At 70.8% G+C, this 14152-nt stretch carries 13 protein-coding genes and 1 pseudogene; 7 read left to right on the forward strand and 7 right to left on the reverse strand.

Annotation, left to right across the window (positions count from 1 at the left end; genetic code table 11):
* Positions 1-278: pseudogene (locus H0X00_RS13525) on the reverse strand (hypothetical protein); the annotation flags it as partial.
* 139 nt (positions 279-417) lie between these two features.
* Positions 418-684: a 30S ribosomal protein S20 gene (rpsT, locus tag H0X00_RS13530; protein WP_293771782.1), complete on the reverse strand. Its 267-nt coding sequence runs from the start codon at positions 682-684 to the stop codon at positions 418-420.
* A 208-nt stretch (positions 685-892) separates the two neighbouring features.
* On the opposite strand from rpsT, the gene H0X00_RS13535 reads away from it, so the two are divergent.
* From H0X00_RS13535 to H0X00_RS13545, 3 genes are read left to right on the forward strand one after another with little or no spacing between them, the layout of a single operon-like run.
* Positions 893-2539, forward strand: a complete 1647-nt coding sequence (locus H0X00_RS13535; protein ID WP_293771784.1) for a circularly permuted type 2 ATP-grasp protein — start codon at positions 893-895, stop codon at positions 2537-2539.
* Entirely contained in the window at positions 2533-3489 is a 957-nt protein-coding gene (locus tag H0X00_RS13540) for an alpha-E domain-containing protein (RefSeq protein WP_293771786.1), read from the forward strand. Before H0X00_RS13535 ends, H0X00_RS13540 begins: the two co-directional genes overlap by 7 nt.
* Positions 3486-4328 carry a transglutaminase family protein gene (locus H0X00_RS13545; protein ID WP_293771788.1) on the forward strand — a complete coding sequence of 281 codons (843 nt, stop codon included), beginning with the start codon at positions 3486-3488 and terminating at the stop codon, positions 4326-4328. Before H0X00_RS13540 ends, H0X00_RS13545 begins: the two co-directional genes overlap by 4 nt.
* 24 nt (positions 4329-4352) lie before the next feature.
* On the opposite strand, the gene H0X00_RS13550 is transcribed toward H0X00_RS13545, so the two are convergent.
* The 4 genes from H0X00_RS13550 to H0X00_RS13565 form a co-directional block, all read right to left on the reverse strand.
* Complete coding sequence (locus tag H0X00_RS13550; protein WP_293771791.1) at positions 4353-4874, reverse strand: FKBP-type peptidyl-prolyl cis-trans isomerase; 522 nt, start codon at positions 4872-4874, stop codon at positions 4353-4355.
* Positions 4875-4911: 37 nt separating this feature from the next.
* Positions 4912-5136 carry a hypothetical protein gene (locus H0X00_RS13555; protein WP_293771793.1) on the reverse strand — a complete coding sequence of 75 codons (225 nt, stop codon included), beginning with the start codon at positions 5134-5136 and terminating at the stop codon, positions 4912-4914.
* 311 nt (positions 5137-5447) lie between these two features.
* Positions 5448-6518: an S-adenosylmethionine:tRNA ribosyltransferase-isomerase gene (locus H0X00_RS13560; protein WP_293771795.1), complete on the reverse strand. Its 1071-nt coding sequence runs from the start codon at positions 6516-6518 to the stop codon at positions 5448-5450.
* Positions 6515-7219 (reverse strand): SDR family oxidoreductase, encoded by a 705-nt coding sequence (locus H0X00_RS13565; RefSeq protein WP_293771798.1) that lies wholly within the window; start codon positions 7217-7219, stop codon positions 6515-6517. The genes H0X00_RS13560 and H0X00_RS13565 overlap by 4 nt, the downstream gene beginning before the upstream one ends.
* A gap of 82 nt (positions 7220-7301) precedes the next feature.
* On the opposite strand from H0X00_RS13565, the gene soxR reads away from it, so the two are divergent.
* A complete protein-coding gene (gene soxR / locus H0X00_RS13570) occupies positions 7302-7766 on the forward strand; it encodes a redox-sensitive transcriptional activator SoxR (RefSeq protein ID WP_293771800.1) in 465 nt (154 codons plus the stop codon).
* A gap of 86 nt (positions 7767-7852) precedes the next feature.
* On the opposite strand, the gene H0X00_RS13575 is transcribed toward soxR, so the two are convergent.
* The gene (locus tag H0X00_RS13575) at positions 7853-8548 is read right to left on the reverse strand and encodes a uracil-DNA glycosylase (RefSeq protein WP_293771803.1); all 696 of its coding nucleotides are present in this window, start codon (positions 8546-8548) and stop codon (positions 7853-7855) included.
* A 127-nt stretch (positions 8549-8675) separates the two neighbouring features.
* Here H0X00_RS13575 and lepA point away from each other — a divergent pair, with 127 nt between their 5' ends.
* From lepA to H0X00_RS13590, 3 genes are all read left to right on the forward strand, one after another.
* Positions 8676-10523 carry a translation elongation factor 4 gene (lepA, locus tag H0X00_RS13580; RefSeq protein WP_293771806.1) on the forward strand — a complete coding sequence of 616 codons (1848 nt, stop codon included), beginning with the start codon at positions 8676-8678 and terminating at the stop codon, positions 10521-10523.
* A 256-nt stretch (positions 10524-10779) separates the two neighbouring features.
* Positions 10780-12066 (forward strand): TetR/AcrR family transcriptional regulator C-terminal ligand-binding domain-containing protein, encoded by a 1287-nt coding sequence (locus H0X00_RS13585; protein ID WP_293771809.1) that lies wholly within the window; start codon positions 10780-10782, stop codon positions 12064-12066.
* 24 nt (positions 12067-12090) lie between these two features.
* On the forward strand, positions 12091-14152 hold a 2062-nt coding region (locus tag H0X00_RS13590; protein WP_293771812.1), incomplete at its 3' end, for an MFS transporter.

A 14152-nucleotide genomic window follows, 5' to 3' on the forward strand; every position in this document is an offset into this window, starting at 1 on the left:
GCCGGCCGGTTCGGGACCACCTGCAGCGGGAGCGGTTGCGTCTCGTAGACATCGGTGGGCGGCGGCGCGGCCTGCTCGGCGAGCGGGGCGATGAATGGCCGGGGGGAGGACCCGGCATGCCACTCCCACCGCGAGGACCCACCGGCCGGGTCCGGAATGACGTGCCAGGCACCGGGCCCGCTGTCCGGGGCGGGCGGCTGCTCGGCCGGGATCCAGTCCAGCCGGCTCGTGGCGTCCGAGAACCGGACCCGCACCCAGTGGCCACCGGCGGAGGTCATCCCGAGAGGGTTTCGGATCGTCCTTGCCGGAGGGTGAACGCCGGATGACGCGCGGATGCCTCGAATCGGGAGGTCCGGAGAAAGAGCAACGCCCCGCCCGGAAACCCGGGGCGGGGCGTCAGGAGCGCGCGGTCGGGAGTTAGCTGCCGACCTTCGCGAGCGCGTGAGCCATCGCCGACTTCTTGTTGGCGGCGGCGTTGGAGTGGATGACGCCCTTGCTGGCGGCCTTGTCCAGCTGGCGGGAGGCCTGCTTGAGCAGGGTGCCCGCAGCCTCGGTGTCGCCGGCGGCGGCGGCTTCGCGGAACTTGCGGACCGAGGTCTTCAAAGAGGACCGGACGGCCTTGTTGCGCAGACGCGCCTTCTCGTTGGTCTTGTTGCGCTTGATCTGCGACTTGATGTTCGCCACGGAAAAGCTCGCCTCGGTCTGTCTAGGGATCCATCGGAACGCAGGCGCACGAGAACGCACGCCAAGCGCGACCGCCGAGATTACCAGCGCCCGGCCCGGGCGGCCAAACCGCGGTGTATCGGGCCCCGAAACTGGGCAGTTCGCGCCCAAGTCCCGAACTGGCCGGCCGAGAAAACTCGACGAAACAGCGCGGGCATACGCTAAGCCGATGGCAGATCTCTTCCAGGACTATCCGCTCAAGGCGGCTTGGGACGAGATGTTCGACGCCACCGGGCGCCCACGGGCGTCGTCGGAGGCCGTTCACGACGTCGTCCGCATGCTGCCCAGCGACGAACTGCGGGCCCGGGCGGACGCCCTCGCCCTGTCCTTCCTCGACCGCGGCGTCACCTTCGCCCTCGGCGGGGAGGAGCGGCCCTTCCCGCTCGACATCGTGCCCCGGATCATCACCGCCGAGGAGTGGGCGGTGCTCTCCGCGGGCGTGGCGCAGCGGGTGCGGGCGCTGGAGGCGTTCCTGGCCGACGTCTACGACTCCGGGCAGATCTTCGCCGACGGGGTGGTGCCGCGCCGATTAATTGCCACTTCCGCCCATTTCCATAGGGCAGCCGCCGACGTCACCCCGGCCAACGGGGTGCGAGTCCTGGTCTCGGGCATCGATGTGATCCGCGACGAGGCCGGCGAGTTCCGGGTGCTGGAGGACAACATCCGCACCCCGTCCGGGGTCAGCTACGTCATTGAGAACCGGCGCGCGATGACCCACGGTCTGCCCGAGGCGTTCTCCGCGCACCGGATCATGCCGGTCTCGGACTACCCGCAGCGCCTGCTGGCCGCGGCCCGCGCGGCCGCTCCGGACGGACGGGCCGACGCCGAGGTCGTGGTGCTCACCCCCGGCATCTACAACTCCGCCTACTTCGAGCACGCGCTGCTGGCCCGGCTGATGGGCGTCGAGCTCGTCGAGGGCCGCGACCTGGTCTGCCGCGGCAACCGCGTCTACATGCGCACGACGTCGGGGGAAAAGCGGGTCGACGTCATCTACCGACGCATCGACGACGACTTCCTCGACCCGCTGCACTTCGACTCCGGTTCGGTGATCGGCTGCCCGGGTCTGCTCAACGCCGCCCGGGACGGCGGGGTGACGATCTGCAACGCGGTCGGTAACGGCATCGCCGACGACAAGCTGGTCTACAGCTACGTGCCGGAGATGGTCCGGTACTACCTGAGCGAGGAGCCCCTCCTCAAGAACGTCGATACCTACCGCCTCGACGAGCCCGAGACGATGAAGTGGGTGCTGGCGCACCTGGGCGAGTTGGTGCTCAAGCCGGTGGACGCCTCCGGCGGCAAGGGCATCGTGATCGGCCCGCGGGCTGACGCGGACACCCTCGCCGAGCTGGCCGTCCGGGTGGCCGCCGACCCGCGCGGCTGGATCGCACAGAAGGTCGTCCAGCTCTCCACCGTGCCGACGCTGATCGACGATCAGCTGAGGCCCCGTCACGTCGACCTGCGCCCGTTCGCGCTGAACGACGGCAAGGAGATCTACGTGCTGCCCGGTGGACTGACCCGGGTCGCGCTGCCCGAGGGGCAGCTGGTGGTGAACTCCTCGCAGGGCGGCGGTTCGAAGGACACCTGGGTGCTGGCCGGCCCGGACAGCGACGAGGAACCGGCCAAGCCGCTGGTGGCCGAGGAGCCGGTCCAGCCCTCGCATCGGGCACCGCGGGGCACCACCTCCACCCCCGGCCCCCGTCATCTCGGTGCGGTGCCGGCCCTGCACCGGCAGGCCGCGCAGCAGCAGCAGTCCCAGGAGCAGTCCCAGGAGCAGTCCCAGGAGCAGTCCCAGCAGCAGGGGAGTTCGTCGTGCTGAGCCGGATCGCAGAGTCGACGTTCTGGATCGGGCGCTACCTGGAGCGCGCCGACTCCACCGCGCGCATCCTCGACGTGCACGTCCAGATGCTGGTCGAGGACCCGTGGGTGGACGAGCCGCGGGTGTGCGCCTCGCTGATGGAGGTGATGGGCGTCGACGACGGCGCGGAGGCGAAGTCCGCCGCGCAGGTCCTCGCCCAGCTCGCCTACGACCAGGCGAATTCGAGTTCGATCGCCGGTTCGCTGTCCGCGGCCCGGGAGAACGCCCGCGGTACCCGGGAGACCATCTCGGCGGAGATCTTCGAGGCGCTGAACTCGACCTGGATCGACCTGCCCGAGCAGCGTCGCCGGGCCGACCGGTTCGGCCCGCACGGCTTCTTCGCCTGGGTGCGGGAATCGACGGCGATCATGTCCGGGCTGGTCGACTCCACGATGAGCCGCGACGAGAGCTGGACCTTCCTCACCCTCGGCCGCAGCCTTGAACGTGCCGACATGACCGCCCGGCTGCTGATGCTCCGCACGCTGCCCGGCGGTCGCGCCCCGACCTGGGGAACGCTGCTGCGCAGCTGCGGCGCCTACGAGAGCTACCTGCGCACCTACCGCGGACCGGTCCAGGAGAACCGCGCCGCGGAGTTCCTGATGCTCGACCGGCTCTCTCCGCGGTCGGTGTTCGCCGCGTTGAGCAACGCCGAGCGGTGCCTGACGATGCTGGACCCGGATGCCGGGCGCAGCGGGGTCACCGACGACGCTCGCCGACTGCTCGGCCGGGCCCGCGCCGACCTGGAGTTCCGCAGCCCGGACGATCTGCTGCTCGACTTCTCCGCCGACCTGGAGGGCCTGCAGGCCACCTGCTCGATGGTCAACGAGGCGATCGCGGCGCGCTACTTCCCGCGGATCGCCCAGCTGACCTGGACCACCGACGGCACGCCCGTCATGGGGGTCGCGTCATGACCTGGCGGCTGAAGATCGAGCACCGCACCCGCGTCGACTACGAGGGCGAGGTACTGGCCTCCTACAACGAGGTCCGGATGACCCCGCTCAACGACGGCACCCAGTCCACCCTGGATGCCCGGGTGCAGGTCAGCCCGGTCGCCACCGGCTCCCGGTACTGGGATTACTTCGGGGCGTACGTCACCGCCTTCGACGTGCACGTGCCGCACAGCACCCTGGCCGTGACCGCGACCAGCGTGGTGGAGACCGCCGGCGCGCTGCCCAGCGGCGGGGCGGTCGGCTGGGACACCCTGCGCGATGCCCGGGTCCGCGACGCCCACGTGGAGTACCTGACCGCGACCCCGCACACCGCGGTGGACAGCGCCCTGGTCGAGACCGTGCGCGAGTTGGTCGGCGATGCCGCCCCCGCGGATGCGGCCAGCACCTGCGCGGAGTGGCTGCGCGGCGAGGTCGCCTACGTCTCCGGGTCGACCGGGGTGCACACGGTCGCGATGGAGGCGTGGAAGGCCAAGGCCGGGGTGTGCCAGGACCTGGCCCACCTCACCGTCGGCCTCCTGCGCGGGCTCGGGATCCCGGCCCGCTACGTCTCCGGCTATCTGCACCCTGACCCGGACGCCGGGGTCGGGGAGACCGTCACCGGTCAGAGCCACGCCTGGGTGGAGTGGTGGGACGGGGCCTGGACCCCGCACGACCCGACCAACGGCAAGCCGGTCGGCGTCGCGCACGTCCTGGTCGCGCGCGGCCGCGACTACTGGGACGTCCCGCCGCACAAGGGCGTCTACGCCGGCCCCGGTGGCACCGAGCTCTCCGTCGAGGTCGACGTCACCCGCGTCGCCTGACGCTCCGTCAATTCAGGCCGTCGGCTAGCCGATCGCGGTGAGATCGACGACGAACACCAGCGCGGCGTTCGGCGGGATGCCGCTGCGCGGGTCCGGGTTGGGCCCGTAGGCAAGATCTCCGGGAATGACGATCTGACGGCGACCGCCGATCTTCATGCCTTCAATGCCCTGCGCGAAGCCGGGGACGACGCGGGCAAGGGAGAACGAGATCGGCCGGCCACCCTCCCACGAGGAGTCGAACACCTTGCCGTCGGAGAACAGGGTGCCCACGTAGTGCACGGTGACTGTGTCGGTCAGCTTGGCGACCTTGCCCTTGCCGACCACGAGGTCCTTGATCTGCAGGGCCGTGACCGAGCCGGAGCCAGCACCGGACTTGGGCTCCTTGGTCAGGTCGGTCGCGTTGGCGGTGATCTCGGGCGCGGCGTACGCGGAGGCGTTGTTCTGCGCGGAGTCCGCAGCAACTGCAGGTTCGTCATCGCCCCCGCAGCCGGTCAGCGCGAGGGTGGCGGTCAGGAACAGGGCGGCGGCAGTCCGCGAAATGGTCACCGGGTAATTCTGTCGGGCCGCCGCCGCCCGGGGCAGGTCAGGTCCGCGTGGTGCCGGACACGCTGACCGCGCGTTCCAGTTCGACGTAGCGGGCGTGCAACGCGTCGAGATCGGCGCGCAGGCGGTCGGACTCGAACTGGGCCATGGCTGTCTCGGCCTGGCTGCGTCGCAGTTGGAGCTCTCTCGATTCCTCTTGCAGGGCAGCCACCCGGGCGTCGGCCCTGGCGGATTTGCGGGCAAGGTTCTTGCGGAGCAGTCCCATATCTCGGATCAGCCCTTTCGGGTCGTTCGGCGGGCATACGTTGCAAGTGCGTCACAGCACCTACCCGTTATTGCGAGAAATATTCACGTAAAGCCGCCGGCGGTCGCGCCAGGGCAAGCACGGGTGCTGTCCCTGACTGGAAGCCAGCGGGGGCCCCTTCGCGCGGCCACAGCACCCCGATCGCGGTCGAGTGACGGCTGACGATCAAGGTTGGTACTGGAGTGACGGCACCTGAACCTAAGTTGTCACACACGTTTCAACCTTGATCCTCAGCCGACGTATCGGCGTATGCGACCGCGCCCAGACCGGCGTCAACCGGGACAACGTGTTGGCAGGAACAGGGTGCTGTCGCCGAACTCGTGCCACAGGTAGTCCCGGCCGAGCGCGGCCCGGTAGGCCCGGGTGACGAGTTCCGGTCCGGCGACGGCCTCCAGCAGCAGCAGGTGGCTGGCCTCCGGGGCGTGCAGGCCGGTGATCAGGCCGGTCACCACACGGGCCGGGCGGTCCGGGCCGAGCACCAGATCGGTCCAGCCGGCGGCGGCCTCGACGAAGCCGTCCGCGTCGGCCGCGGTCTCCAGTGACCTGACCACGGTGGTGCCGACGGCGACGACCCGCCGGCCCGCGCAGCGCGCGCTGTTCACCAACCGGGCGGTATCCGCCGGCACCTCGAAGCGCTCCGGCAGCGGCGGCTCGCCGGCCTCCTGGCTGGACACCCCGGCGTGCAGCACGATCGGGGCGACGGTGATCCCGCGGGCCATCAGGCGGACCAGCCCCTCGGCGGTGAAGGGGCGACCGGCGCTGGCCATCTCTGCGCTGCCTGGGCGGTCGGCGTAGACGGTCTGGTGCTCGTCGAGGCGGAAGCGGCCGCCGGGGTGGGCGTAACGGATCGGGCGGCCGTGCCGGGCCAGGTAGTCCAGCAGGGCCACCGGGTTGTCCGGGACGGCCCGCCACAGCCGGCTGGCGGTGGCTGTCGGGTCCGGGTACGGCGCGACCAGGCGCAGCCGCAGCCGGCCGCGGACCTCGACCCGCTCGCCCGCGGCCCCGTCCAGTTGCGGCCCGGTGCGATCGGGCCGACGCAGCTCGATGACCCAAGTGCCGTCGGGCAGCTCGGTTGAGACGTGCACGACCGTGGCGCGGCCGTCGCCGCGACGGCCCTCGAGCGCGGCCGGCACGGTGCCCGAGGTGTTGACCACCAGGAGATCGCCCGGGGAGAGGTGGGCCGGCAGGTCGCGGAAGCGGCGGTGTGCCACGACGTCGGCGCCGGCCACCAGCAACCGCACGCCGTCGCGGGTCAGGCCGCGCCGCTCGGGCGGCTCCGCGGCTTCCCGCTCGGGGCCGAGCTTGAACCGGATCGCGGGCTGGGGCAGGGTGCGGGCGGTCATCGGCCGGCTCGGATCGGGGTCAGCGCAGCGGCCGTGTAGCGACCGCTGGGCAGGTCGGCCTCGGCCAGGCGCAGCACGGCGGGCACCACGGTCTCCGGCGCCGGGCGCCCGGCCGGATCCTCGCCGGCCGCGGCGGCCAGTTCGGTAGCCATGTCGCCGGGGTCGAGGGCGTAGAAGCGCACCTCGGGGTGCTCCTCGGCGAGGACCGCGGTGATCAGGTCCAGGGCCGCCTTGCTCGCCCCGTAGCCGCCCCAGGTCGGGTAGGCGGAGACGGCGGCGTCCGAGGACAGGTTCACCACGCGGCCGCCGCTGCGCCGCAGTGCCGGCAGGAGCAATTGCACCAGCCGCAAGGGGGCGACGGTGTTGACGGCGAAGGCGTGCTCGAGGTCGGTCAGCGGGTAGTCCGCCAGCCCCGGCATCGGCACGGCGCCGAGCACGCTGGCGTTGTTCACCAACAGGTCCAGGCGCGGCCCCGCGGCTTCGACCAGTGCGGAGCGGTGGATCGGGTCGGCGACATCGCCCGCGATCGCGGTGACCCGTTCGGGGCGGGGGAGCCCGGCCACCGCGGCGGCCAGCACCGCGGCGTCGCGGCCGTTGATCACGACGTGCCAGCCGCGGGCGGTCAGCTCGCGGGTCAGAGCCAGGCCCAGGCCGCGGGTGCCGCCGGTGACCACCGCCCGGGGGGTGTGCAGCTCACTCATCAGGTTCTCCTCATGCTCGGTGTCCGAGGTACTGTGGTCAGACTGCAAGTTGAAGTGAACTTGAAGTCAAGGGGGTCGATTGATGAGAGCCGCGGAAGAGCTGCTGACGATCGGGGAGCTGGCCGGCCGGTCCGGCTTCGCCACCTCGGCGGTGCGGTTCTACGACAAGGAAGGTCTGGTGCCCGCGGAGCGCACCTCGGGCAACCAGCGCCGCTATCCGCGCAGCGCGCTGCGCCGTCTCGCCTTTATCCGGGCCGCGCAGAACATCGGGGTCCCGCTGGCCGAGATCCGCGAGGCACTGACCGACCTGCCGGACACCCGGACCCCGACCAAGGCCGACTGGGCCCGCCTCTCGAAGCACTGGCGGGCCCGCCTGGACGCGCAGATCGCCGGCCTGGAGGCGCTGCGCGACGACCTGGACTCCTGCATCGGCTGCGGCTGCCTGTCCCTGCAGCGCTGCGCCCTCTACAACCCCGGAGACCTCGTCGCTGCCCGCGGCCCCGGCGCCCGCCTGCTGCCCCCGACGGTCCGCGACCACCAGTCGTAGCGTCCGCGACCACCAGCCTTAGCGTCCGAGCGGACGTGGGCTATCGGACGCCAGCGGTCGGACGTCCGCGAGGTGGAGGGGGAGGGCTAGGGGAGGCGCCAGTCGACGGGGGCGGCGCCGCGCTCGACGAGCATCGCGTTGACCCGGCTGAACGGGCGGGAGCCGAAGAAGCCGCGGTCGGCCGACATCGGGCTCGGGTGCGCGGAGGTCACCCTCGGGGTGTCGCCCAGCAGCGGGGCCAACGTCATCGCGTCCCGGCCCCAGAGGATGGCGACCAGCGGAGCGTCGCGCGCGACCAGGGCGCGGATGGCCTGTTCGGTCACCTGCTCCCAGCCCTTGCCCCGGTGTGAGGTCGGGGCGCCGGGGGCAACGGTCAGGACCCGGTTGAGCAGCAGCACGCCCTGATCGCTCCAAAGGCTCAGGTCGCCGTTGGTCGGCGGCGACAGGTCCAGGTCGGCGCAGTACTCGCGGAAGATGTTCATCAGTGACCGAGGCAGGGGCCGGGTCGAGGGGGAGACCGAGAACGAGAGCCCGACCGCGTGCCCGGGCGTGGGGTAGGGGTCCTGGCCCACGACCAGCACCCGGACCGCGTCGAAGGGCCGGGCGAAGGCCCGCAGCACGTTCTCCCCGGCCGGCAGGTAGGACCGTCCGGCGGCGATCTCGGCCCGCAGGAAATCGCCCATCCCCGCGATCACCGGAGCCACGGGTTCCAGGGCGCGGGCCCAGCCCGCCTCGACGATCTCGCTGAGCGGGCGCGGGCCGCGGGCGGTAGGAGCCGTCATTCGGCCGACCTTAGGGCGGGCACCCCGGGCCCGGAAGTCCGGCCCGGGGGTGTCGCCGTGGGATGATTGGACCCTCAGCGGGCTCGCAGCCGAGCCGCCACCCCGCAGAACTGGACGGATCTTTCGCGTGCCCCCGAAGTCGCCCCGGCCCGACCGAACCGACCCGGCGCTGATCCGCAACTTCTGCGTCATCGCCCACATCGACCACGGCAAGTCCACGCTCGCGGACCGGATGCTGCAGGCCACCGGCGCCGTCGATCCGCGCAACATGCGCGCCCAGTACCTGGACCGGATGGACATCGAGCGTGAGCGCGGGATCACGATCAAGAGCCAGGCCGTCCGCCTGCCCTGGACCGGGCTGGACGGCAAGATCCACGTCCTGAACCTGATCGACACCCCGGGTCACGTCGACTTCACCTATGAGGTCTCCCGCTCGCTCGCCGCCTGCGAGGGCGCCGTGCTGCTCGTCGACGCCGCGCAGGGCATCGAGGCCCAGACCCTGGCCAACCTCTACCTGGCCATGGAGAACGACCTGACCGTAATCCCGGTGCTGAACAAGATCGACCTGCCGGCCGCGCAGCCGGAGAAGTACGCCGCCGAGCTCGCGCACATCATCGGCTGCGAGCCGGAGACCGTGCTGAAGGTCAGCGCCAAGACCGGAGAAGGCGTCACCGACCTGCTGCACGAGATCGTCGCGATGATCCCTCCGCCGGTCGGTGACGCGGATGCCCCGGCCCGGGCGATGATCTTCGACTCGGTCTATGACACCTACCGCGGTGTGGTGACCTACGTCCGCGTGATCGACGGTCATCTGACGAAGCGTGAGAAAATCCTCATGATGTCGACCAAGGCGACTCACGAGCTACTGGAGATCGGCGTCAGCTCACCCGAGCCCACCCCGAGCGATGGCCTCGGCGTCGGCGAGGTGGGCTACCTGATCACCGGGGTCAAGGACGTCCGCCAGTCCAAGGTCGGCGACACCATCACCAACCTGCACGCCCCGGCCACCAAGGCCCTCGCCGGCTACCGCGAGCCCAAGCCGATGGTCTTCTCCGGGCTGTACCCGATCGACGGCTCGGACTTCCCCGAACTGCGCGAGGCGCTGGACAAGCTCCAGCTCAACGACGCCGCGCTGGTCTACGAGCCGGAGTCCTCCGCGGCGCTCGGCTTCGGTTTCCGCGTGGGCTTCCTGGGGCTGCTGCACCTGGAGATCGTCCGCGAGCGCCTCGAGCGCGAGGCCGGCCTCGACCTGATTGCCACGGCCCCGAACGTTGTGTACCGCGTGGTCAAGGACGACGGCAAGGAGTACATCGTCACCAACCCGAGCGAGTTCCCCGACGGCAAGATCTCCGAGATCTGGGAGCCGATCGTGAAGGCGACCGTGCTCGCCCCGAGCGAGTTCGTCGGCACGATCATGGAGCTGTGCCAGCAGCGCCGCGGCACGCTCGGCGGCATGGACTACCTGTCCGAGGACAGGGTCGAACTCCGCTACACGCTGCCGCTGGCCGAGATCGTCTTCGACTTCTTCGACGCCCTCAAGTCGCGCACCCGCGGCTACGGCTCGCTGGACTACGAGATCAAGGGCGAGCAGCAGGCCGACCTGGTCAAGGTCGACATCCTGCTGCAGGGCGAGGCGGTCGACGCCTTCTCCGCGATCGTGCACAAGGACAAGGCGCCCGAGTACGCGACCCGGATGACCAAGAAGCTGCGGACGCTGATTCCCCGTCAGCAGTTCGAGGTCCCGATCCAGGCCTCGATCGGCGCGAAGATCATCGCCCGGGAGAACATCAGCGCGATCCGCAAGGACGTCCTCGCCAAGTGCTACGGCGGTGACATCACCCGCAAGCGCAAGCTGCTGGAGAAGCAGAAGGAGGGCAAGAAGCGGATGAAGATGGTGGGCCGCGTCGAGGTCCCCCAGGAAGCCTTCATCGCTGCGCTCTCGACCGACGAGACCGGCGACGCGAAGAAGAAGTAGCCGGGCAGGCGATCCAGGCCTTGGCCGCCGCCGAACCTGGCAGGAAATCTTCCTGCGTGCGGAATAACCGCCGCTGTCCGTGTCTTGAGCAGCTCCAGGACACCGGAGTACGGAACCGTACCGTCGACCTCGTAGGGTGACGGCTTGTCCGAATTGCGTTAGTTGACGGGCGCATCCGGTCGGCGCCGCGGCGCCGGGTTCGAACGCCGGCGGCGTCCTCGCGATCCGGGTCTGCGACGCGATCGGCCGCCCGCTGATGAGCGTCGCCGTCAGCCTGCTCGATCCGACGGGACGTCAGATCGCGGTGGCGGACACCGGCGTCGTCGGCCGCTGCGAGCTCGCCGGACTGCCCGCCGGGGAGGCACTGCTGGTGGCGGTCCACCCGGCCTACGCCCCGTACGCGCAGTCCGTCGTGGTGCCCGCGACGGGCTCGGCCCAGGCCGACGTCCTGCTGAACACCGAGCCGACCCGCGCCACCCTGATCACCGGTGAGGCACTGACCCCGCAGGGCTGGCTGATCGCCGACGCCCGGGTGAGCCTGATCGACGCCGCCGGCGTGGAGTGCGCAGTCACCCGCACCGACTCCCAGGGCCGGTACGCCTTCACCGGCGTCCCGACCGGGGACTACACGCTGCTGGCACCGGCTACGGGCCGTCGACGGCCACCGTTCGGTTGGGTGCGGGGCCGGGACCGACCGCGGTCGACGTCGACCCGATCACGCTCGCGCACCCGGAGGACATCACCGTCTCCGAGCACCTGGGCGTTTCCTGAGCCCGCAGGCGCGACCAGCGCCGTTTGCGGACGGTCAAGCCTTTGCAGCGCTCTGTACGCATCCGTACGGCCCTCGGCTTACAGTTGTTCGGTGACCCAGACCTTCGGAACGTCCGCGGTGCTGTCGGTCGAGGACCTGGTCGACGCCGCCCCCGACGCAGCTGCCGACAGAGACTCCGACGGAGCTGCCGCCGCGGCGACGGAGGACGCCAGCCCGCGTGAGCGCGAGATCCTCGCGGTGTGCGCGGAGTTGCTCACCGAGATCGGGTACGAACGTCTGACCATCGACGCAGTCGCGGCCCGGGCGCGCGCCAGCAAGGCGACCATCTACCGGCGCTGGCCCGGTAAGCCGGCCCTGGTCAGCGCCGCGGTCCGCTACACCACCGACTCCGACAGCTACACCGTCACCTACACCGGCGACCTGCGCACCGACCTGGTCACCTTGCTGAGGGACCTGCGTAACAACCTGTCCGAGAAGGGTTCGCTTTTCGCCGGCATGGTGTCCGCCATGCAGCGTGACCCCGAACTCGCGACCTTGATGCGCGCCGACATCAAGCGCTGTCAGTCGATCACCGCGACGCTGCTCACCCGGTACGCCGAGGAAGGCGCGATCCGGAACCCGGACATCGACCTGGTCCGCCAGCTCGCGACCGCGACGGTGCTGACCCGGCTGCTGTTCACCGGCGAGACGGTGGATGACGACGTGCTCGCCCGGTTGGTCGACAACGTGCTGATCCCGCTGCTCACCCTGACCCTGCCGCCCGGCGCCTGAACCCCGGCTCGCTGGAGCAGCACCATGTCAGAACGCTCGAACGACAGACGCCCCGAGAACGACTGGGGCCTGCCGCCGGTGCCAGCGCGCCGGGTGCCGGTCGGAGCCGCGAGCGAGCAGCCGCCGATGCCGGGCGCGGCCCGCGAGGTCCCGTCGGAGGCTGAGCAACGGCACCTGGCCGAGCAGTCGTACAAGCGCCGTTGGCTCGGCCTGGTAGCCATCGCGTTCTCGCAGCTGCTCATCGTCGTCGACGGCACCATCGTCAACGTCGCTCTGCCGGCGCTGTCGGAGGACCTCCAGCTCGCCGCCGCCGACCGCCAGTGGGTGGTCACCGCCTACACCTTGTCCTTCGGCGGCCTGCTGCTGCTCGGCGGACGGGTCGCGGGCTACCTCGGCCTGCGTCGCGCGATGGTGATCGGCCTGATCGGGTTCGCCGGCGCGTCCGCGGTCGGTGGCGCGGCGCAGAACCTGGAGACCCTGCTGGCCGCCCGCGCCGCGCAGGGCGTGTTCGGTGCCCTGCTCGCACCCGCCGCCCTCGCGCTGTTGAGCACGACGTTCACCGACACCCACGAACGGGCGAAGGCTTTCGCCATCTTCGGTGTCGTGGCCGGTGGCGGCTCGGCCGTCGGCCTGATCGCCGGCGGCATGCTCACCGAGTACGCCAACTGGCGCTGGACGATGTACATCAACGTCCCGCTCGCCGTGCTCTCGGTGGTCGGCGCTTACCTGTTCCTCGACGAGATGCGCGGCGAGCACCCGGGACGACTGGACCTGATCGGCACCGTGCTGGCCACCGGTGGCCTGGTGTGCGTGGTCTACAGCTTCTCCGAGGCGGAGCGGAACGGCTGGACCGAGAACGTCACCCTGGGCCTGCTCGGGGTCGGGCTCAGCCTGCTCATCATGTTCGTGGTCAGCCAGCGGATCGTGAAGAACCCACTGCTGCCGTTGCGGGTGTTGGCCGACCGGACCCGGGCCGGGTCCAACCTCGCGATCACGCTGGCCGCGCTCAGCATGATCGGCGCCTTCTTCTTCCTCACCTTCTACCTGCAGGGCGTGCTCGGGTTCGCGCCGGTCAAGACCGGGGTGGCGTTCCTGCCGGTGACCGGTGGCGTGATCATCGCGTCCGCGGTGATCAGCAGCCTGATGCCGAAGGTGGCGCCGCGGGTGCTGATGGGCCTCGGCCTCGCCGGCTCCGCCGTCGCGCTGATCCTCATCTCGCAGATGACCGCGGACTCGGACTACTTCACCGACCTGCTGCCGGCGCTGATGCTGATGGGGGTCGCGATGGGCGCGGTCTTCGTGCCGGCGTTCAACGCGGCCACCCACGGTGTGCAGCCGCGCGATGCGGGCGTCGCCGGCGCGGTGGTCAACGCGACCCAGCAGATCGGCGCCTCGCTCGGGGTCGCCCTGCTCTCGACCGTGGGGGCGAACCGGACCACGGACTACCTGGCCGGCCGCGAGGTCGACGCCGATACCTTGATCGACGCCCAGGTCGAGGGCTACGCCCGGGCCAGCCTCGTGGCCGGCCTGATCCTGGCCGGTGCTGCCGTGCTGGTCGTGTTGATGGTGAACGTGCGCCGTCTGGTCGCGCACCCCGGGCTGGGCGAGGTCTCGCTCCCCGGGGTCGTGGCCGAGCCGGCCCTGTTCGCCCCGTCGGTCCCGACGTACGAGGAGTACGCCCCCGTGGCCTTCCAACCCACCGTCGCCGCGTCGACCTTTACCGAGCCGGTGACCACCGGCGAGTCGGAGTTCGAGCGGATGCGGGAGCGCCTGCTCGCGCCGCTCGACAGCCCGGTGACGGCTTATGCCGAGCACTTCTCCGCTTCTCCGGACGATGATGAAACGATCAAAATCCCAGCTGAGACGGCCTTGGCGGCAGCTGCGGACATCGCCAGTCCGCTCGTCGTCTCCGCCGCGTTTGCCGATCGGACACCCGAGCTGAATAGCATCCCCGCCGTGTTCATGGAGGCAGGCGAAGTGACGAATCCCCCATACGGTGCCGCCTCAAACGGCAATTCCACCCAGGTGCCGCCCCCGGCGCCGCCCATGCCACCGGCGCCCCCGACGCCGCCCGCGCCGCCGATGC

Origin of the sequence: Sporichthya sp. (assembly GCF_013815995.1) — a bacterium.
Lineage (GTDB): Bacteria > Actinomycetota > Actinomycetes > Sporichthyales > Sporichthyaceae > Sporichthya.